Genomic DNA, 20386 nt, shown 5'->3' on the forward strand with positions numbered 1-20386 from the left:
CACCAGACTAACGATATGGCGAGGTAAATCGACTCATCATCCTGATTCTTCATGCCTCTTCTGTCTTGTTTGGACTTTCGCCGGACACTGGATGGGGGTCCGGCACAGCTCAGAGCACCATGGGTGAGACATAGCTGCCGAACTGCGCTCGCGCCATATCGCGTTCACTCGCCTCGCCGAACAACTGCTGCTGCGCCAGCGCCTCGCTGTCGCGCCAGCGACTCTCCAGTGGATGGCCGGTGTAGAGCGCGGTGCCGCCCGCTTTGGCGAACGCGAACCGTACGGCCGCCAGCGCGCTGTCCTGCGCGTGGAACTGCGCGGCTGCCAGCATCACGCGACTGCCGCGCGAGATCGTGGGCAGCGCGGCAGGCAGCCTTGGCAGTCGCCGTGTCTCTGCCAGCAACAGCTCCCGTGCCGCCCGAAAGGCGGACACGGTGCGGTTGAGCTCTTGTTGCAGCAGCGGTTGCTCCGCCATCCGTTCGACCGAACCCAATCTGGAGCGGTGCCGCGCAGTGGAGGTGAACTCGTACAGTGCGCGACGGGCGAGGCCGAGAGCCACAGCCGCCGCGGCCTGCCGGGCCGCGAGCGCGACCGGAAGTGTCGCCGAGCCGGTCGCCCGGGACGGACCGAACGGGTCGAACACATTGGCCGTGGCGACCTGTACCCCTTCGAGCAGCACCGCGCGGCACTCAGCGGCATCGAAACCGAGTGGCTCGATATCGATCGACGTCCGCACCTCTTCGGCCGGTAGCAACACAACTGCCGGGCCTTCTCGTGATCGGACGAACAGTGCGAACCAGTCGGCTGACACAGCTCCGGGAACCGCGGGCCAGTGGCCCGAGATCCGGTAGCAGGAGGATTCCCGCCGCAGTGTTCCGGCGATACCGGCGGTTCCGGTGACGAACGCATCCGATGGGATCTTTTTCCGGATCTCCGGCGCGGCCCAGTGCAGCACCCCCGAGTACTGCGCCGCGGCGAGCAGCCAGCCTGCGGATCCGTTGGCCTCGGCGAGCGCCTCGCACGCGTGCAGCACGGCTTCCGGATCGGCCGCCGGGCCGGCGGGTGAGGACATACCGAGCAGGCCGGCCGCCCGTAGTCTTGGCACGAGTTCGGTTCCGCTGTCGAGATCGCGGGCAACGGCTCGGGCCGCCGAGACGACATCGCCTGCCACGCCCTCCCGCTCGTCCCTTTCGGCGACGACGGTCATCGATTCACTCACCTCCTTCGGTCACACTTGCCGCGTTCGTACCGACGAATCTGCGGGCGTTGCGCTCGTAGACGTCGTCACTGAACGCGAGGTGCTGGCCGGTCGCGTAGATGTCTCTCAGACAACGCCGAAGCACGTCCTGTTCGGGCTCGGTTACAGCCGGACCGGCCAGTCTCACCGCACGTTCGACGATGTTCTTCGCCGTGTCGACCAGGTGCCGGAGCACCAGAGCGAGCCGCGCCTCGCAGCGAGCAGTAAGGCATTCCTTGTCCCCGAGCTCTTCCCAGTAATCGTCCACAGTGTTCAGAACCTGGCAACGGATCGCGTCGAGCCGCGTCTCGAGCCGAGCCAGGTCGATCTCGATCTCGCGTACCGGTAGGGCGGCATCGCCCGCGGCCGCGAGAGCGGTGAGTTCGTCGAGGGCGCGGCGAGCGACACCGAGTGGATGCCCGGCCAGCAGCACGCCCTGGATGTTGTACGGGCTCAACCGGTGCAGCGGATCGGCGAAGTTCGACCGCCCGGAGAACAGCGGAGCGAGCCTCTCCGCGGGAACGGTCACATCGGTCAGCACCAGGTCGTGACTGCCCGTTCCCGCGAGGCCCGCGACATCCCAGGTGCCGAGCACCGTTGCCTCGGTCCAGGGGACGAACGCAAGCATGGGTGCCAGGTTCCCATCGTCATCCGGAACTGTGACTCCGCCCATCAACCAGTCCGCGTGCAGGCAACCACTGTTGAAACGCCAGCGACCATCAACGCGGTAGGTGCCGGGACCGGCGCGTTCGGCACTGCCGGAGACCGCGGTGGACCCGGCCAGAACGAGCTGTCCGTCCGAAGCGACGAGATCACCCAGGCTCGAAGGCCGGAGCCAGCCGGCATACGCCGACTGATTGCCGATGAGCGTGCACCAACCGGTCGCGCCGTCCGCCCGGCTCAGCTGCTCGATGACCTTCACGATCGTTGCGGGGTGCAGGTCAAGCCCGCCCAACGCTCGGGGAACACCGATCCGGAACAGACCACACTCCCGCAGCGCGGCGACCACGCCCGCATCAAGGGTGAACGCGCTTGCGCAGTCGCGCGCACGCTTGTGCAGCAAAGGCATCAGCGCCGAGGCGGCTCCCAGCGGCTCGGTGTGACCACTGGCCGCGTCCACCGCACGGCTCCATTCCTCGACCGCGCTGCCGAAGCCGGATGCCTGTTGCCAGTGGGCGGCAAGCGGCTCGGGAAGTGGGTGCGTTGCTTCCCAGGTGAGCTCACAGGACTGACTGTCGCCCGCTACCTCCCAAGACAGGCCCGGTGCGGTCCGCTCGGCGATATGCAGCGTGGCCCCGAGTTGGTGAACTCGCACCGAGAACTCGCAGGAAGCGCCCGCTCGGGACATCAGGTAGTGGGTCCACTCCCCGTCTCGCCGGAGGAACTTCACCGTCGTCCTGCCGTCGCCGATCCACGGCCAGGACAACGGGGCACCCAGCACCGTCCACGCCCTGGATTCGGCCACCGCCATTCGTTCTGCCTGCGAGGTCGGATGGTTCATGGCGCTCCGGCGGCCGGTGGGCTGGGTGCTGTTGGATGCTATGTGCCGCCCCGAGTGGAGGCCTCCTTCAATCGACTGATTTCAGCACCCTGCGCATCCGTTCATCACCGGATGTCGCGAGGGCGATTCGGCCATTGTGGACTTTCTCCGCATCGCCGAGTACGACACCGGCGGTCCTGGACGGCGCGAGGAAGTACTCGGCGACCTGGTGCACCTCGGCCGGCCCGGCATCGTTGAGCTGATCGCCGTGCTCGGCGAACCAGTCCAGATCGGCGCCGTGACCGGCCAATTCCGCCAGCAGGTCCGCGGTCGCCGTCGTGGACGTCATCGCGAGTCGTTGCCTGCCGAGTACGTAACGTCGCGCTCGCTCCAGCTCCCAGCCGTCGATCCGCTTTGTGGCCAGGGTCTCGAGTTCACGATAGGTCTCCTCCAGTGCCGCCGCCGTGACGGCGGTGGACACGTCGAACGAGACGACCACCGTGGTCACCAACCGCCGGTGCACCAGCGTGGATCCAGGGGTGTAGCTGAAGCCGTTGCGCTCGCGCAGATTGTCCACGAGGCGCGCAGAGAAGTACCCGCCCAGCACGAGGTTCGCGAGCTGCAGCGCGGCGAAGCGGGGATCCAGCAGGCCGACGCCCGCCATGGCGAGACGGACCGAGGACTGGACTGCTCCCGGCCGGTGCACCAGCCCGAGGGCGCCAGCGACGAACGACGGTGTGGGTGGGACCGCGAGGCCGGCGGACTTGCGGTCCCACCGGGCCATGATCCCGCGCGCCGACCGCAGGGCGGTATCCGGTGGGACGCCGCCGATCATGACCAGTGTCGCTCCGGACGGGCACACCAGCTGCCGATGCAGGTGGACGAGGTCGGCTCGATCGACAGCGAGCACCTGAGCTGCTTTCGGCATCGCCGCGCCGTATGGGTGGCCGGGGTAGAGCCTGCGGTTGAGCTCGTCGTGGACGATGAGGCCCGGCTGGTTACTCGACACCCGCATGGCACGGGCGATCCTGCCGCGGGCGACGTCCACCGGACCTGCCGGAAAGGCTGGGCAGGCTAGGGCGTCGGCGAGGATCTCCAGCAGCCGTTCGGCGTGTTCCGCGAGCGCGCTTCCCCGTACGATCAGGTTGTCGGCATCGACGGATGCCTGCAGATGCCCGCCGATCTCGTGCAGGTCGCGGTGCGGATCGCCCTGTCCTCGCGACGTAGTGCCGGCCAGTACGGTTTCCGCGAGGATCACCGCCTGTGCTCCTGGGGCGCCGATGAACGGCACCCGCAACCGGACCTCGAACAGTGTCGTCCTCCGCTCCGCCGCGATCAGGCGCAAACCGGTCGGCAACGTCTCCTGGCCGTACTCGGGCAGGGTGAGCCGCCCACCGGGTGCGACCTCGGGTATGGGACGACGTGCGATCACGTTGGTGATCCCGCGACGATCTCGACCGTGGCACGCCGGTTCCGCGTAAGCGTCGCGGCCGCCGCGATCACCTGCTCGGGCCGCACCGCCGCGACGAGCCCGGGCAACGCGCGACCGAAATCCGGCCGATCGCGCTGCTGTGCGAACTTCGCCGTCCACACCGCACCGGCCAGCAGGTCGTCGAGGTTACGGGCGATACGTGCGGTCATCCGGGTCTGCACACGGAACAGCTCGTCTCGTTCGAGACAGCCGTCGGCGATGCGGGCGCACTCCTCGTCCACGACATCCAGCACCGGTCCGGCCCGGCTGTCTTCCGGAAGGTACGCGCAGACGCGCAACGCCGTCGGGTTCCGCACGACGAAAGGGTCGTCGACCAGGTTCACCGCTGCGCCGACCCTGACCGCGGACCGGTCTGCGTGCACCAGCCTGCGGGCCAGCCGGGACTGTTCGCCGTCCCCCAGCAAATCGGCGAGAACCACGAACGCCAGGAAGTCCTCGAAGTCGGTCGATGGATCGGGGACCCGCCAGCCGCACGCGAAGGCAGGCAGCGGGGCGAGTGGGTCATGGTGCTCGCGGTGACGGGCGTCCGGCAGGTCGGGTTCGGCGAAGTCCTGCCGCCTCGGTGCCTCGCGGTAGGCGATGTCGGCGAAGTGTCGTTCGACAAGGCGCAGCGTGTGCCCGACGTCAAGATCTCCCGATACGACGAGTACCGCGTTGGCGGGCCCGTAATAGCGCCGGAAGAACTCGTCCGCGTCGGTCACGGTCGCACCACGGAGATCGGCGAACGAACCGTACCCGTCGTGGGCGTTGGCAAAGCTGTCGAACAGCACCGGGCGCAGATGCCCGCGGGGAAATCCGCCGTAGGGCACGTTCAGCACGTTGACCCGGATCTCCTCAGATACGACGTCGACCTGGTTGCGCAGGTTCTCCTCGGTGATCCGCGGTCCGCGCATTCGGTCGGCCTCCAGGAAGAGGGCACGCTCCAGCCCGCCCTTCGGCAGGGTCTGGTGGTACACGGTGCTGTCGGCGCGGGTCGACGCATTGAAGCTGCCGCCCGTTTCCTCGATCAGCCGCGCGTGCGCCAGCTTGTCCACGTTCGCCGACCCCTGGAACATCAAATGCTCGAAAAGATGGGCGAACCCGGCCCAGTGCCGCGGTTCCGATCGGGTGCCGATGTCGTAGGCCACCGCGACACACACCGCTGGTACCGACCGTTCCGGCACCAGGACGACGCGCAATCCGTTGGACAACCGCGTGTCCACGTATTCCCGCGATGGCGAGGTCACCCTTCGATCGGCCAGCTGGTCAGATTCTCCGTCGCCCCGCAATCGTGGTTCTCCGTCTGTCCACGACAGATTCGCAGATAAGCGGTGGTGGTCGGGGTGGTGTACGGACCGCGCACATCGACCGGAGCGCTTTCGCCGCCACACACTGTGACGTGCCGGCGTTCCGGGCCGGGAGCGAGATCGAAGACCCAGCGGACCCAGACCGAGTAGCAACCGCTACCCGTGCCGCGCAACTCGCCCCGCACGATCAGTTCCTGGTCGAAAATGGAACTTCCCTCGACCCAGCGAGTTCCCGAGGCTTCGGCGGTGCCGTGCGTCGCCGACCACCGCACGCCGGCACCATCCGCGTCCTGCGCACTCGCGGTCTGCGCCGGTGCGACTGCCAGCGCCACAGCGCAGGCCAATGTGACCGTGGTGCGGAAAAAACGTTGAATGACACGAAAGCTCGTCACCTGCGGCGCCCTTCGTTACCGGCAATCGATCGCGATGCGGCATTGACGCTAGCCAGCCGACGCGTCCGGCGGCATCAGCCGTTTTGCGGAGATTCCGGCACTCGGGTGGCTCCTCTACGCAAAGCTCGCTATCCGAGTCGCTCGCGAGCGGCCTTGATACGCGACCAAGCCGCACGCACGTGCCCGCTGCCGGTCGCGGGTGCGCCGATGGCCATCCGCAACATGACCCGGTCTCGCACCTTGGTGTGGCTCAGGTACAGGTCCCCCGAGTCGTTGAGCGACTCCATCAGCCGCATCGTGAGTTCATCACCGCGCTCCCCGGTGGCGTCCGTCCACAGCGGCCGGAAGCAGACCAGTCCGAAATGATGTGGCTCGTGCACCTCGAACCCAGGATCGGCACCGGCGAGTTCGGCGAATTCGGCGGCGAGCGCGATCCCCGTTCTGATATGGGCCCGCAACCCCTCCGCGCCGTACCACCGGATGACCGACCACAGCTTGAGCGACCGGAATCGTCGCCCCAACGGGATCTGCCAGTCGCGGTAGTCGATCACCTCGCCCGATTCGGTCGCGGAGTTACGGAGGTATTCGGGAAGGCTCGACAGTGCGGCGATCAGCGGCCGCCGATCCGCCAGCCACAGGAGTGCGCAGTCGAAGTTCGTCAGCAGCCATTTGTGGGCGTTGCAGGCGTAGGAGTCGGCGTACTCTGCGACGCCGTCGTTGATCCAGCGCAGCTCGGGACACACCGCTGCCACTCCTGCGTATGCGGCGTCGACGTGCAGCCAGATGTCGTGTGCGCGGCAGATCTCGCCGATCGCGCGTACCGGATCGATCGCCGTGGTCGAGGTGGTCCCGACGGTCGCGCAAACGAGCACCGGCACCGCTCCCGCCGCCACGTCCTCGGTGATCAGCCGATCAAGGTGCCACGGATCCATCGCGAGTGTCCGCGGGTCCACGTCGACGACCCGCACGTTGTCCGCCCCGACACCGCTGATCCGGCCCGCCCGCTCCACGGAAGAGTGGGTCTGGCCGGAGACGTAGATCGTGCGCCGCACCGGTTCCGCGGTCACCCCCCGGCGCTGCTGGGACCTGCGCAATGCGGCGATCACCGCGACCAGCACGGCGCTCGACGCGGAGTCCTGGATGACCCCGCCGCCGCTGCCGGAGTCGGTACGGAAATGGGCAGGAAGGCCGAGTAGTTCCACCAGCCAGTCCACGACGACGGTCTCGAGTTCGGTGCACGCCGGGCTCGTCGCCCACACCATCCCCTGCACGCCGAGACCGGCCGAGAGCAGATCACCGAGGATGGCCGGTCCGCTGGCGTTGGCCGGGAAGTACGCGAAGAAGTCCGGATGCTGCCAGTGCGTGATGCCGGGGAGCACGACCCGCTCCAGATCGGCGAGCACGGAGTCGAATCCGGTGCCCCGTTCGGGCGGGTGCGCGGGCAGCGCGGCGCGCACCTCGCCAGGCCGCGCCCGGGAGCGCACCGGATAGTTCTCGACATCGGCGAGATAGTCGGCGATCCAGTCGACCACCCGCTTGCCGTGTTCGCGGAACTCCTCGGGAGTCATATGTCCCGCGCGGAGCCCGTCTGCCTCTTCCGATCCCGACATGGGGGTGAGCGTAACCACGTGGTCGCCAGCTCCTTGACCTCGACATTACTTTAGGTCTTAGCCTCGTCGGCACCGGGATTGTCGGTGGGCGCGGTTACCGTGACCGCCAGACGCACCGCCCGGCTCCGCCGGACACCACCACTGGGGGCCCTGATGAGCATGGAAGTCACCGCGTGGCACTCGCTGTACAGCACGATGCACGCGCAGGAGGAACGCAGGTCGTTCTCGATGGCGACGTTCCGCAGGATCGGCCGCTTCGCCGCGCCCCACCGGCGCAGGCTGGGGATGTTCCTGGTGCTCAGCGTCGCCGGGGCCGCACTCGCGGTCGCCACTCCCGTCCTCGCGGGCCGCGTGGTCAACACGATCGTCGACGGTGGCGCGACCAGCACCCTCATCTTCCTCGCCGTACTCATCGCGGGGATCGCGATCCTCGACGCGGCGCTCGGGCTGCTGACCAGATGGCTGTCCTCGCGTATCGGTGAGGGGCTGATCCTCGACCTCAGGACGGCCGTATTCGACCACGTCCAGCGGATGCCGGTAGCGTTCTTCACCCGCACCAGGACCGGCGCGCTGGTAAGCCGGCTGAACAACGACGTGATCGGTGCGCAGCGGGCGTTCAGCAATACGCTGTCCGGGGTCGTCAGCAACCTGGTGACCCTGGCGCTCACCCTCGTGGTGATGCTCGGGATCTCCTGGCAGATCACCCTGCTCGCCCTGCTGTTGCTGCCAGTGTTCGTACTGCCGGCGCGCAGGATGGGAAACCGCCTCGCGCGGCTCGAGCGGGAGGCGGCCGACCACAACTCGGCGATGAGCACGCAGATGACCGAACGGTTCTCCGCACCCGGCGCGACACTGGTCAAGCTCTTCGGCAGGCCCGCGGAGGAGTCGGCGGAGTTCGCGTCACGGGCGCGGCGGGTGCGCGATATCGGCGTGCGCACGGCGATGGTGCAGTACGTCTTCATCACCGCGCTCACGCTGGTGTCCGCCCTGGCGCTGGCGCTGGTCTACGGCCTCGGCGGGTTCTATGCCCTGCGCGGCCAGCTGGACTCGGGCGCGGTCGTGGCGCTGGCGCTGCTGCTCACCCGGCTGTACTCGCCGTTGACCGCGCTCGCCAGCGCGCGGGTCGAGGTGATGAGCGCGCTGGTGAGCTTCGAGCGAGTGTTCGAGGTGCTGGATCTGCCGCCGCTGATCACCGAGAAGCCCGACGCCGAGCGAGTGCCGGAGGGGCCGGTCGCGGTGGAGTTCGATCGGGTCCGGTTCAGCTACCCCTCGGCGGAAAAGGTTTCGCTCGCTTCCCTCGAGGAGGTCGCCACGCTCGACAAGCGCGGTGGGGTCGAGGTCCTGCACGAGGTGTCCTTCCGTGCCGAGCCTGGACAGGTGGTGGCACTGGTCGGCTCGTCCGGAGCGGGTAAGTCGACGATCGCGCAGCTGCTGCCCCGGCTCTACGACGTCGACAGCGGTGCCATCCGTTTGTCCGGAGTGGACGTCCGGGACGCTTCGGCGGATTCGCTGCGGCAAACCATCGGGATGGTGACGCAGGACGGTCATCTCTTCCACGACACGATCAGGGCGAACCTGGTGCTGGCCAAGCCGGACGCCTCGGAGACCGAGGTGTGGGACGCGCTGCGCAGGGCACGTCTGGCCGATCTCATCGAGTCCCTCGCTGACGGTCTGGACACCGTGGTCGGCGAGCGCGGCTACCGGTTGTCCGGGGGCGAGCGGCAGCGGCTGACGATCGCCAGGCTGCTACTGGCCGGTCAGCGCGTGGTGATTCTGGACGAGGCGACGGCGCACCTGGACTCCTCATCGGAAGCCGCGGTGCAGGAGGCACTGACCGAGGCGCTCGCGGGGCGGACCGCGGTGGTGATCGCGCACCGGCTCTCCACGGTCCGCGCGGCCGACCTGATCCTCGTCATCGAGGAAGGTCAGGTGGTGGAACGTGGCACCCACAGCGAGCTGATCGAACTGGACGGTCGGTATCAGGAGCTGTACCGGACCCAGTTCGACCAGCCCGCGGCCGCAGCGGCGGCCGTCGGGTGACCAGACGCTAGCGGAGGTAGTGCGGCAGCATGACTCCGCTGTCGAAGGTGGTGGTGCCGGCGAGGGTGAACCGGTTGACCTGGAAACCGGCACCGAACAGCGGGATCGGCGTTGCCGACGACCATGGAAGAGGTCATCGATAAGGTTCGATCCCCGCGGCGAACGACTCCGCCCGGCTCACGTGGCAGGTAGCGAGTCGACGACGGCGTCAAGCAGCCGCGTCGCCCGGGTGTCCGTGTCCTCGGACCGCATCTCGTTGGTGGTGAAGGAAAACCCCAGCCGGTGCTCCGGCCAGTATCCGTGCCTGCCGCCGCCCGCGCCGGAGTGGCCGAACGCGACCTCGGCGGGGCCGTAGGTGCCGATCGCGTCGGCGAGCTCGTAGCCGAGGCCGAAGTGCACGGGCCGGTCGTTGATCACGTCCTGTTCCCGTGACCAGGTGCGAGTCGCGGCCGCGAGGGCTTCGGCACCGACGAGCTCACCGCCGCCGAGCAGGTCGTAGCAGCGCGCCATGGACCGCGCGTTGCCGACCGCGCCACCCGCGGACAGCTCCGCCTTGCGGTAGCGCACGTCATTGACCAGGTCGGTCGACGTCAGCAGGGTGCCGTACATTCGGTCTACGATCGCGCGGCGCTCGGGGTCGTCCCGCAGGAACGTGCTGATCCGATAACCGGGCTCCCGGACGAGTCTGGCCACCCGCGATTCCGTCCCGTCCGACGTTCCCAGGTGCAGATCGAGCCCGTGTGGCCGCGTGAGGAGCTCGGTGAGCAGCTGGCCGATGCCCTTTCCTGTAGCGCGCCGCACCAACTCGGTGAGCAGATAGCCGAACGTCATCGCGTGATACGCGACGCGGGTACCCGGCGTCCACAGTGGGGTCTGGGCTGCGAGCGCCTCGGCGTTCGCTCTGTTGTCGAGCGTGCCGTACGGCCCATCCGGCGCCGGGTCCACGTAAGGCAAGCCGACCGTGTGCGACAGCAGGTGATGGACTCGCACGTCCTGCTTGTTCCCAGCCGCGAACTCCGGCCAATACTCGGCGACGCGATGCTCCGGCTCGAGAATTCCCCGGTCTGCGAGGGAGGCCAGCACGGTCGCGGTGAGGCCCTTCGTGCCGGAGAACAGCACGACGACCGTGTCGGATGTCCAGGGCACGCCCGCCTCCGGGTCGGCGTACCCGCCCCACAGATCGACCAGCGGCTCGCCGTCCCGCACGACGCTGAACGAGGCGCCACCGATCGACTCCGCGAGCACGCCGGCGAAGGCTTCGCGTACCGGCTCGAATCCAGGGGCGGCCGTACCTTCGGCGAGGGGCATCACAGCTCCGGAGTATTCGCGAGTAGTTCCCGGGTGTAGTCATGCTGCGGGCGGTCCAGCACGTCGTCGACGGTGCCTTCCTCGACGATCGTCCCGCCGCGTAGCACCGCGACACGGTCGGCGACGTGCCGGGCCAGTGCGATGTTGTGTGTGACGAAGAGCATCGCCATGCCGAGTTCGGTCCTTAGCTCGGCGAGGAGGTCGGTGATCGTCCGCTGCACTGAAACGTCCAGCGCCGAGGTCACCTCGTCGCACACCAGTACCTTCGGGGTGGTGACCAGTGCCCGCGCGATAGCGGCCCGCTGTCGCTCGCCACCGCTGAGCTGTTCCGGGAACCGATTCGCGATGGCCGAGCTGAACCGGACCGCGTCGAGTACCTCCGCGATGCGTGCTCGCCGCTGCGTACGGGAGAGGCCGGTCAGTCGTGCCAGCGGGACCTCGAGCGACTGGGCGATCGTCTTGCGCGGGTTCAGTGAGGAGAACGGGCTCTGGAACACGTACTGCACGCCGCGCCGCTGTTCGTTCGTGCGGTGGCGAGTGGACGGGGAAAGCGCCTCGCCGTCGAAGCGCACGGAACCGGAGTAGTGCTCAACCAGCCCGCACACACAGCGGGACAACGTGGTCTTGCCGGAACCGGACTCGCCCAGCAGCATGAGCGACTCGCCCGCCGCCACGGAAACGCTTACCCCGTTGAGCACGTTCTTGTCCGCATAGGACAGCTCGACGTCTCGCACGGTGAGCAAGGCGGGTCCCGGATCCTGTGCCTCGTTGTCGGCAGGCCGGGTCACTGTCAACTTGCTGCGCTTGCCCGCGAGGTCGGGGACCGCCTCGATCAGGGTGCGGGTGTAGTCGTGTCGCGGTTCGCCGAGCACCTGGCCGACCTCGCCGGTCTCCACCACGCAACCACGCAGCATCACCGCGACCCGATCGGCGATCGTCGCGACCACGGCGAGATCGTGGGTGATGTAGAGCGCGGCCGTGGCATGGTCGGCGGTCAGCCTGCGCACGGTGTCGAGGATCAGTGCCTGGGTGGTCACGTCCAACCCGGTGGTCGGCTCGTCCAGCACCACCACACTCGGCAGGCAAGCGAAGGCCATCGCGATGCCCACCCGCTGCTGCTGCCCGCCGGAGAGCTGATGCGGGTAGCGCCGCCGGTACTCCTCTGCGGACGGAAGACCGACCTCGTCGAGCACCTCGCGCACCCGGGCGGCCCGCTTGTCCTCAGTTGCGTAGTCGCCGTGCATCTCGAGGACTTCGGCGATTTGCGTGCCGATCCGCAACCCGGGGTTCAGCGACTGGGCCGGATCCTGCGGGATGTAGGCCACCGTGCTGCCACGAAGCGCACGGCGTTGCCGCTCGGTGAGCGCGAGCATCTCGGCCGGCTCGCCCGCGCGGGGGTGCACGGTTACCGTCCCACCGGTCGAATGCAGGCCTGCGCGGAAATGTCCGAGCGCGGCCAGGCCAGCGGTCGTCTTACCGGAACCCGACTCGCCGACCAGCGCGACCACCTCGCCCGGCGCGATCTCGTAGGACACCCCGTGCAGGATCGGTGCTCCGGAGTGGGTGGCCACTTCGAGTCCGGATACCGTCAACGCCGTCGAAGTCATGCCTTCTCCTGTGTCTCGCCACGGCCCGCCGCAGCGGAGGCGAGCGAGTCCGTGAGCAGGTTCGTGCCGACCGCCAGCACGGCGATCGCCAGCATCGGCAGTACTACGCCCCACGGCTGCACGATCAGGGCGATGCGGTTCTCGTTGATCATCAAGCCCCAGTCGGCCGAAGGCGGCTGGATACCCAGCCCAAGGAACGACAGCGAGGCGATGTAGCCGATCGAGTAGGTCAGCCGCAACCCGACCTCCACCATGAGGGGCCCGGTGATGTTCGGCAGCACCTCGCGTAGCAGCAGCTGCCGCCGGGGCACCGCGTACATCTCGGCGACCCGGATGTAGTCACTGCCGGTGACCGCGACCGTCGCCTGCCGCGTGACCCGGGCGATCCGCGGTGCGTGCGTGATCCCGATGACCAGGACCAGCAGCCACCCCTGTGGTCCGAGCATGGCGATGGCCAACAGGGCGAACACCAGCTGCGGGAATGAGAGCAACACGTCGGACCCGCGCATGATCGCGCTGTCCAGCCAACCGCCGCTGTAGCCGGCCAGCATGCCGAACGTGGTGCCGAGTACCACTCCGAGCGCGGTTGCCAGCAGGGCATAGCCGAGCAGGCTCGTTCCGCCGTCCAGGAATCTGGCCAGCACGTCCCGGCCGATGCTGTCGGTGCCGAAAACCCCCGCGTCGGTGAACGGGCGCCCGGCGAAGTCGGTCGGTTCGTAACCCGTGAGTAGCGGGCCGAGCACGGGCCCGAGCATGGCGATCGCCACGATGAGCGCTGTCAGCGCCGCGCCGATCTTGGCCTTGCGCAGCCGCCACGCCCTGGCGAACAAGCCGAGCTGCCGGGCCGGCAGCGTCTGCTCCCGCTCCGCGTGTTCGAGCATGATCCGGCTCACGCCATGACCTCCGTACGTAGCTTCGGATTGGTCACGATGCCGACGAGGTCGGCGAGGAGGTTCACCACGATGTAGACACCCGCGATGATCAGGGTGATGGCCTGTACCACCTCGACATCGCGGTTGTTCACCGAGTCGATCAACAGGGCCCCGATACCCGGATACCGGAACAGGAACTCGACCACGACCACCCCGCCCGCCAGCCAAGCCAGCTGCAGCGCGATCACCTGTGCGACCGGGCCGATCGCCTGCGGCAGGGCGTGCCGCAGGATCACCGTGCGCTCGCCGACACCCTTCAGCCGCGCCATCTCGACGTAGCCGCTGTCCAGCACGTCGATCATCGTGGCGCGCATCATGCGCACGATGTAGGGCGTCACGACCAGCACCAGCGTGAGTACCGGGAGCACCAGCTGGCTCGGCTCGTCCCACGGTGGCTGTCCCGGCGCGGCCAGCGTGACCGAGGGAAAGACCTTGAACACCGTGGTGGACAGCAGCACGGTCAGCGCCACGCCGATCACGAACTCCGGCAGCGCCGCCACCACGATGCTGAAGCCGGAGATGGCGTGGTCCGCGGCGCGTTCCCGGCGCATCGCGCTCCAGGTGCCCAGCGCTAGACCGAGCGGCGCGCTGATCACTGCCGCGGCGACCAGCAGCACCAGCGAACCAAGCAACCGCTCGCCGAGGAGCGCGTTCACCGACTCCTGGGTGGCGGTGGAGGTGCCGAGGTCGCCGGTGAGCACACCACCTAGCCATTCCAGATACCGTTCGTACACCGGCGCGTCCAGGTTCAGCTGCTGCTGCAGGACTGCGATCCGCTCCGGGGTGGCCTGCTGCCCGAGAATCGCGCGGGCGGGATCACCGGGCAGTAGCAGTGTCGCGATGAACACCAGCAACGTCACCACCCACAGCACCAGCAAGCTGACCAGTAGCCTGCGCACGATCAGCCGGGTCATCTGTCACCTCCTTCGGCGAGCCACACCTGACGGAACTGGTACTTCGACAGCGAGATCCCCGTGCGGTCTGGCTCGAAGCCAGCCACGTACACCTGGTGGGCGTCCACTGTGTCCACGAAACCCCAGATGATGTTTCCGCCGCGCTCGTGCTCGATCCCCTGGGCTTGCTCGAGCAGCTCGTCGCGCTCCTGCTTGTCGACGGTCCCCCTGGCCCGCTTGATCAGACCGATGAACTCCGGATCGTCGAAATGGGTCTCGTTGTAGGGCGAGTCCGGCAGCGAACTGGCCGCCACTTGTGGCAGGTAGTTGCGGGTGTAGTAGAAGGACTGCGCGAAGTCCCACTTCGTGTAGTTGTCACCGAAGAAGGTCGTGGTGTCCAGCCTGCGGATGTCGACGGTGACTCCGGCCTGCTTGGCCTGCTGCTGGAACACCTGAGCCGCCTCGACGACGCCGGCCTGGATGGGCGCGGTGACCAGCTCGACGCGCAAGTTCTCCTTGCCCGCATCGGCAAGCAGCTGCCGCGCCTTCGCGATATCGGCCCTGCGCTGCGGGATCGTGTCCGCGTATGCGGGATCGAAGGGGGAATAGAGGTCATTGCCGAGCCGCGCCTTCCCGCTGACCACCTGATTGATCATCTGCTCGCGGTCCACGACGAGCCGCAGCGCCTGGCGCACCCGCACGTCGTCGAACGGAGGGCGATCCACTCGCATGGTGAACGGCAGCCAGGTACCGGTCTCCGAGGTGAAGACTCGGATGCGTGGATCGCTGCGCAACACCTCGATCAGCGCTACGGGCACCTGGTCGATGGCATCGACCTGGGTGGACAGCAGAGCGTTGATCCGGGCGTCGTCCTCGGCGAAGTTGGTGAGGACCAGCTCGTCGACGTAGGGCTGGCCCGGACGCCAGTAGTACTCGTTGCGCACGAAGGTGCTCTGCAACCCCTCGGTGAAAGTGCTCGCGCGGAACGGTCCGGTGCCCATCGGGTGCTTCAGGTCGAAGTCGGCGGGCACAATACCGAGCGAGTACTGGGCGAGGAAGTCGTCGAACACGCTCACCGGTTCGGTGAGCCGGAACTCGACAGTGCGTTCGCCGGTCGGCACCACTTCGTCCAGGATGTCCTGGAGGCTCGCCGCTCCGTTCTTGGGGTCGTCGGGGTCAGTGATCCGGGCGAACGTGGCCACGACATCCTCCGGTGTGACCGGCCTGCCGTCGTGGAACCGGATGTCCTTGCGCAGCGTGGCCGTCCACACGCGAGCGTCCGGAGAGGACTCGAGTGCCTCGGCGACCAGCAGCTCGAGGTTGTAGTCGTGGTCGCGACCGAGCAACGGCTCATAGAGGTTGATGACGCGGGCGATGTCCGGGTTGGTGGCGGGGATGTGCGGGTCCAGGGTGTCGGCCGCACCGCCGCCGGTGACTCCGACGCGGAGTGTCCCGCCGCGCCGCGGTGGCCCGGACGGCTCGGACACCGCCGAGCGTGGTCCGCAGGCCGACAGCGTTCCCGCGCCGAGTAGTGCGAGTCCGCCCGATGCGGCGACGAGAAAGCTGCGCCTGTTCAGCGCGCGCTGGGTCAAGCTGTTGTCCACATTCATGGGAAATGGTTTCCGGTTAGGTGATCGCTTACGGGAATGGCGTGGAGATCCCCCTCGATGCGAAATGAGGCGCTAACCGTAAATGGCGCGACCGGCGTAGTCCGGTGCGGATACGACGAGGTGTTGGAGGTTGTCCTGTACCTCGCCGGGAAACGGGCTGCCGCGTCCGTCCGTGACGTGCACGGCGAGCAGCTCCTCGGTGGCCACGAGCGTGTCGCCGGTGTACATCTCGTGGCAGATGCGGGCCTTCTTGGTCCCCGTGGAGACGACGTGGGTGTGCACGAGGAGGTCGGCGCCACGCCGCACCTCGCGCAGGTAGCGAACGTGGGCCTCGACCGTGTAGAGCGACGATCCAGTCCGCTGCCGGTACTCGGCGCCGAGCCCGATTTGCTCCATCAGGTTCGTGGTGGCGTCACCGAAGACCAACACGTAGTAGGGCTCGCTGAGGTGGCCGTTGTAGTCGATCCACTCATCGCGGACCGTGTCTCGGTACTCCAGTGGTTCAGGCACGGGCATCACCACGTGCGGCGTCGACGGCGCGCTGGACGGCGATGATCGCCCGATCCCGCTCGGCGACCAGGTCGGCGACGGAACGCTCACCCGCCTCGTCAGCGCAGCCCGCGACCATCGCGTCCCGCAGTGCGGTGGTCAATTCGGGCGCGTCGAGACGGGTCCAGGGCGATTTCAACGACGGTCCGAAGTGGTCCAGCATGTGCGCCATTCCCCCGTCACCGCCCGCGAGATGGAACGTGAGACAAGGGCCGTGTGCGGGCCAGCGCAGGCCGGGGCCTTCGGTGATCGCGACGTCGATCTGCTCGACTGTCGCCTCACCGTTCGCCACCATGTGCAGTGCCTCCCGCCAGAGCGCCTCCTGCAGGCGGTTGGCGATGAACCCGGGGACCTCGCGGTCCATGGTGATCACCGACTTACCCACGGCGCGGTAGAAGGCGGCGGCCTCGTCCACGGCACACCGCTCGGTGAGCTCGCCGCCGACCACCTCAACCAGGGGAATGAGATAGGGCGGATTGAACGGGTGACCCACGACCAGTCGTTGCGGCCTGCGTGCAGCGGCGCCCTGCATCTCCGTCATGCTGTAACCGGAGGTGGAGGACGCGATGACCACATCGTCGGGTGTCGCGGCGTCGATGTCGGCGAGCAGCTGGCGCTTGAGCTCCAACTGTTCCGGGGCGCTCTCCTGCACGAAGTCGGCGTTACCCACAGCGTCGGCGAGTGTCGCGGTGACGGTCAGGTTGTCGATGCTCGCGCCCTCGGCAAGACCGAGCTCCGTCAGAGCGGGCCAAGCACGCTCGACCAGCGTGCGCAGCTTGGCCTCCGCGTCGGTCGCGGGGTCCCACGCACGGACGCGGTAGCCCCTGGCGAGGAAATGTGCGACCCAGCCACCGCCGATCACCCCGGCGCCGACACACGCGATCGTCCGGTACTCAGGCATGTGCACGCTCCTTCAGCCGCAGCTGGGCACGTGCCTGGTCGGGCGTCGCCACCGTGCCGCCGAGGTCCTCGACGATGCGCACCGCGCGCTCCACCAGCTGCCCGTTGCTCGCCTTGACTCCCTTGGACAGGTAGAGGTTGTCCTCGAGGCCCACCCGGACGTGCCCGCCCAGCAGCACCGACTGCGCGACCCATGGCATCTGGTTGCGGCCGATGGAGAACGAAGCCCACTGCGCGTCACTGGGCAACATGTTGACCATGGTCGCCAGCAGCTCCGGGTTGGCCGGGGCGCCGTAGGGAATCCCCATGCACAGCTGGAACAGGGGAGGCGGATCGAGCAAACCTTCCTCGATCAGCTTGGTGGCGAACCACAGCTGCCCGGTGTCGAAGATCTCCAGCTCCGGCTTCACACCGAGCTCCTGGATCCGCTTCGCTCCCACACGGAGCATGTCGGGCGTGGAGACGTAGAGCTGGCTACCTTCACCGAAGTTCAGTGAGCCACAGTCCATCGTGCAGATATCGGGCAACAGCTCCTCGACGTGCGGCAGGCGGTCGAGGCCGTTCACCAGGTCGGTGCCGTCCACCGGCTTGAGCGGGTCGTCCTGGTCGAGGAACAGGTCGCCGCCCATTCCCGCGGTGAGGTTGACAACGACGTCAACGCCGCTGTCCTTGATCCTCCGGACGGCTTCCCGGTACAGCGCGACCTCGCGGGAGCCCTGGCCGGTCTCCGGGTCGCGCACGTGGATGTGCACCACGGCCGCTCCCGCGTTCGCCGCCTCGATCGCCGCCGAAGCGATCTGCTCTGGCGTCACCGGGACGTACGGGCTTTTGCCCACCGTGTCGCCCGCGCCGGTGAGTGCGCAGGTGACGATCGTTTCAGCCATCGGTTTGCTGCTCCTTGGCAATGTTGTGTGCGATGAACTCGTGCAGGTGTTCGCGCATGGCGTCCACCGAACTGCCCGGCTTTCCGGTGAGCACCTGGATGCCGAGGCCGTCGATCAGCGCGGTCAGCGCCGCGGTGGCCCGGTCGGGATCCCAGGGCCGGAACACGTCCTGCTCCTGCCCGGTGCGGATGGTCATCGCGATCGTGCGGTACCAACGGTTGTAGGAGTCCCAATACAGTGCGCGCAGGTCGGGATTGAGCGCGCTCTCGTTCCACACCTGCAGCCACACGGACCACTCCGCACGCAACAGGCCGTCGGTGGGCAGCTGTAGCTCGACGAGCCGCAGCAACCGCTGGTACGCATCGTCGATCGTGTGCAGTTCGGCGACCTGCCGGTCGAAGGCGAGCTTCACGTTGCGCCGCAACGCCTCGTGCAGCACGTCCTCTTTCGTGGGGAAGTAGTAGTGAATCTTCGCGTTACTGGTGTGGCACGCCGTCGCGATGTCAGAGATTCGTACCTTGTGGAATCCGCGCTCGGCGATGAGCTCCCACGCGGTTTCCAGGATCCGCTTGCGTGGTTCGGAATGCTTGCTGTCGATCGGCATGCCCGTTGACCGCGTTGCCGGGACCGGAAGGGCCGTGACAGTGGTGGCGTCGTCGCTGCCGTTGAGCAGCCAGTTCACCATCACGCCGCTGTGTTCGGCGATCCGCACCAGCTCCTGAGGGGAGAAACGGCGCTTGCCCGCAAGGGACTTGGACAGTTTCGTCTCGTCGATGCCGATCGCTGCCGCGAACTCACGCTGCGGCTGTGACAGCGCCGTGAGCACCTGCCGTACCCGCTCGTGCACCTCGCCGTTCCCGTCCATGGCGGGTCACCATAGGGTGAACTTGCGCCAATCGCAAGTATTCAACTGACGAATCAGTCTGCTTGCGATTACGGCGAAGCCGGCATCGAAGAAGTGTGTGATGCGGCAGTAGGCAGGTTCGGCCAGCTCGATGCTGGGCCTGCGGCTTCTACGGCGCCTTCCAGAAGCCAGCCAGGTTCTACCCTGCTCTCCACAGCGACATCAACCGCTGACTGGGAGTTCCTCGCGCGTCTCACTCACGGCGGACGCGGTGCGCTGGACATCGTCGAATGGCACCACGTGTGAACCGGATGCGATGGTGATGCTCGATAGGCGCTGTTGCTGTCGCAGAAAAAATGCCCTTCCTCAATAGCCGAGAAAGGGCATCTGTCGTACGTTTGTGGAGCTGAGGGGAATCGAACCCCTGACCTTCTCGATGCGAACGAGACGCGCTACCAACTGCGCTACAGCCCCTTGGTGAAGCGCGACGAGCATAACAGCCAGCCGCGACCCACCTTTCAGGCGGGGTGGCTACTCGCCCACCGCCCTGCGGAACGGCAGTTGGCCCGGGTCGTTCAGCTCGTGGAAGGCCGGATCCTCGTCGTCCAGGTCGAGTACGACGGCCTGACGCCGGATCCGCGAGCTCGGCACCGGCTTACGCTCGGCGCCCACGATCTCGCGGCGGTACTCGGCGACCTCGATCTCCTCACGCGGCTCGAACTCGTCCAGGTCCCGGCGTTCGCGGGCGATGGCGTGCATCCGGGCCAGCCTGCGCTGCCGGATCTCCTCCTCGATGCGTACCTGCCTGCGCAGGTACGCCAGGTATCCCACGAGAGCGAGGCCTGCGGCGCCATTGGCCCACCACATCGGCGACCACAGGAACACGGCAGCGACAGCCGTGATGATCACGGCAGCGATCAGCGACAGCACCACGCGTTGCCGGTACGCGTACTTGGCCTTGGCGGCGATCTCCGCGGCCTCCGGATCGAAGCCGCCCCGTCCGGGCCGGTACCGGGCACCGGGTCGGGCGCCGGCCGAGGGCACACCGATGCGGCGACCCTGGGCGCGCTCCTCCGGTGTCATCGGCTCCTCGTCCGCGAGGTCCTCGTCGACGCTGTCGAGTTCGTCCAGGTCGTCCAAGTCGTCGTCGAAACCGTCGTCGAACTCGTCCTCGAGGTCAACAGGATCGACCGGGCCGACACCGTCGTCCGCATCGTAGCCGCCGACGCCCGAACCCGCGGTGCGTTCGACGGGCGCGTCTTGGTGAGTCTTGTCAGACATTGCGAATACCTCCCGCCCCCCAGCAGGTGCAGCGAAAACTC

General features: G+C 67.6%; 17 protein-coding genes and 1 tRNA gene. 1 reads left to right on the forward strand and 17 read right to left on the reverse strand.

The annotated features are described in order from the left end of the window. Nucleotides 1–109 precede the first annotated feature (109 nt). From D0C15_RS21665 to D0C15_RS21690, 6 genes are all read right to left on the reverse strand, one after another. The gene (locus D0C15_RS21665) at nt 110–1219 is read right to left on the reverse strand and encodes an acyl-CoA dehydrogenase family protein (protein ID WP_162830189.1); all 1110 of its coding nucleotides are present in this window, start codon (nt 1217–1219) and stop codon (nt 110–112) included. Continuing rightward, nucleotides 1212–2738 carry an acyl-CoA dehydrogenase family protein gene (locus tag D0C15_RS21670; protein ID WP_116048527.1) on the reverse strand — a complete coding sequence of 509 codons (1527 nt, stop codon included), beginning with the start codon at nt 2736–2738 and terminating at the stop codon, nt 1212–1214. The genes D0C15_RS21665 and D0C15_RS21670 overlap by 8 nt, the downstream gene beginning before the upstream one ends. A gap of 67 nt (nt 2739–2805) precedes the next feature. Then, nucleotides 2806–4149: a M16 family metallopeptidase gene (locus tag D0C15_RS21675; protein WP_162830190.1), complete on the reverse strand. Its 1344-nt coding sequence runs from the start codon at nt 4147–4149 to the stop codon at nt 2806–2808. Then, the gene (locus D0C15_RS21680) at nt 4146–5435 is read right to left on the reverse strand and encodes a M16 family metallopeptidase (RefSeq protein ID WP_245976107.1); all 1290 of its coding nucleotides are present in this window, start codon (nt 5433–5435) and stop codon (nt 4146–4148) included. Before D0C15_RS21680 ends, D0C15_RS21675 begins: the two co-directional genes overlap by 4 nt. Beyond that, nucleotides 5432–5887: a hypothetical protein gene (locus tag D0C15_RS21685; RefSeq protein ID WP_162830191.1), complete on the reverse strand. Its 456-nt coding sequence runs from the start codon at nt 5885–5887 to the stop codon at nt 5432–5434. The genes D0C15_RS21680 and D0C15_RS21685 overlap by 4 nt, the downstream gene beginning before the upstream one ends. Nucleotides 5888–6015: 128 nt before the next feature. Beyond that, nucleotides 6016–7455: an aminotransferase class I/II-fold pyridoxal phosphate-dependent enzyme gene (locus D0C15_RS21690; RefSeq protein WP_116048533.1), complete on the reverse strand. Its 1440-nt coding sequence runs from the start codon at nt 7453–7455 to the stop codon at nt 6016–6018. Nucleotides 7456–7656: 201 nt separating this feature from the next. Between D0C15_RS21690 and D0C15_RS21695 the strand changes: the two genes are divergently transcribed. Further along, entirely contained in the window at nt 7657–9537 is a 1881-nt protein-coding gene (locus D0C15_RS21695; protein WP_211323289.1) for an ABC transporter ATP-binding protein, read from the forward strand. Nucleotides 9538–9714: 177 nt separating this feature from the next. Here the strand turns inward: D0C15_RS21695 and D0C15_RS21700 are convergent, their stop codons facing one another. The 11 genes from D0C15_RS21700 to sepX form a co-directional block, all read right to left on the reverse strand. After that, entirely contained in the window at nt 9715–10845 is a 1131-nt protein-coding gene (locus D0C15_RS21700) for a serine hydrolase domain-containing protein (RefSeq protein WP_116048537.1), read from the reverse strand. Then, nucleotides 10845–12452, reverse strand: coding sequence for a dipeptide ABC transporter ATP-binding protein (locus tag D0C15_RS21705; protein WP_116048540.1), 1608 nt, complete (start codon nt 12450–12452; stop codon nt 10845–10847). Before D0C15_RS21705 ends, D0C15_RS21700 begins: the two co-directional genes overlap by 1 nt. Further along, on the reverse strand, nt 12449–13333 hold the full coding sequence (locus D0C15_RS21710; protein WP_116048575.1) for an ABC transporter permease subunit: 885 nt from the start codon (nt 13331–13333) through the stop codon (nt 12449–12451). The genes D0C15_RS21705 and D0C15_RS21710 overlap by 4 nt, the downstream gene beginning before the upstream one ends. Before the next feature lie 8 nt (nt 13334–13341). Continuing rightward, nucleotides 13342–14298 carry an ABC transporter permease gene (locus D0C15_RS21715; RefSeq protein WP_116048542.1) on the reverse strand — a complete coding sequence of 319 codons (957 nt, stop codon included), beginning with the start codon at nt 14296–14298 and terminating at the stop codon, nt 13342–13344. Beyond that, nucleotides 14295–15887, reverse strand: a complete 1593-nt coding sequence (locus D0C15_RS21720) for an ABC transporter substrate-binding protein (protein WP_116048544.1) — start codon at nt 15885–15887, stop codon at nt 14295–14297. The genes D0C15_RS21715 and D0C15_RS21720 overlap by 4 nt, the downstream gene beginning before the upstream one ends. A 72-nt stretch (nt 15888–15959) precedes the next feature. Further along, nucleotides 15960–16403: a thioesterase family protein gene (locus D0C15_RS21725; protein ID WP_116048578.1), complete on the reverse strand. Its 444-nt coding sequence runs from the start codon at nt 16401–16403 to the stop codon at nt 15960–15962. Beyond that, nucleotides 16390–17337 carry a 3-hydroxyacyl-CoA dehydrogenase NAD-binding domain-containing protein gene (locus D0C15_RS21730; RefSeq protein WP_116048547.1) on the reverse strand — a complete coding sequence of 316 codons (948 nt, stop codon included), beginning with the start codon at nt 17335–17337 and terminating at the stop codon, nt 16390–16392. The genes D0C15_RS21725 and D0C15_RS21730 overlap by 14 nt, the downstream gene beginning before the upstream one ends. After that, entirely contained in the window at nt 17330–18220 is an 891-nt protein-coding gene (locus D0C15_RS21735; protein ID WP_116048549.1) for a beta-keto acid cleavage family enzyme, read from the reverse strand. The genes D0C15_RS21730 and D0C15_RS21735 overlap by 8 nt, the downstream gene beginning before the upstream one ends. Then, a complete protein-coding gene (locus tag D0C15_RS21740; RefSeq protein WP_116048552.1) occupies nt 18213–19085 on the reverse strand; it encodes a TetR/AcrR family transcriptional regulator in 873 nt (290 codons plus the stop codon). The genes D0C15_RS21735 and D0C15_RS21740 overlap by 8 nt, the downstream gene beginning before the upstream one ends. Nucleotides 19086–19465: 380 nt before the next feature. After that, a tRNA-Ala gene (locus D0C15_RS21745) sits at nt 19466–19538 on the reverse strand. A 57-nt stretch (nt 19539–19595) separates the two neighbouring features. Then, nucleotides 19596–20345, reverse strand: coding sequence for a divisome protein SepX/GlpR (gene sepX, locus D0C15_RS21750; RefSeq protein WP_116048555.1), 750 nt, complete (start codon nt 20343–20345; stop codon nt 19596–19598). Between the last annotated feature and the right edge of the window lie 41 nt (nt 20346–20386).

The sequence above is a fragment of the Amycolatopsis palatopharyngis genome (genome assembly GCF_003385185.1).
GTDB classification, from domain to species: domain Bacteria; phylum Actinomycetota; class Actinomycetes; order Mycobacteriales; family Pseudonocardiaceae; genus Amycolatopsis; species Amycolatopsis palatopharyngis.